This window comes from Myxococcus sp. AB025B (assembly GCF_006518215.1).
GTDB classification, from domain to species: Bacteria; Myxococcota; Myxococcia; order Myxococcales; family Myxococcaceae; genus Myxococcus; species Myxococcus fulvus.
On sequence record NZ_SRLW01000697.1, the window covers coordinates 1 to 239 of the forward strand.

The following is a 239-nucleotide window of genomic DNA, read 5'->3' on the forward strand; positions in this document are numbered from 1 at the left end:
GGCTCGGGGGGGCTTGCTCCCGTCGACGCCGGGGCCGACTGCCGCGCCTCCAAAGGCGTGCCCTCCTGGGGAGGGACCGGTCGTGAGTTGTCCACGGGGACGGGCTCGGTCCTGGGGCTGCTCGACCCGCGCGTCGTGGGGAGCTGCGCCACCTGACGGGAGACCTCCCGGACGACGAGCTCCGTGAGGCGCTGCTCGGTGCGCTCCTGATTCAGGACCTGCGCTTCACTCCGCACCGT

General features: G+C 73.2%; 1 pseudogene. It reads right to left on the reverse strand.

The window, feature by feature from the left end:
* A pseudogene (locus FL311_RS45845) lies at positions 1-239 on the reverse strand (hypothetical protein); the annotation flags it as partial.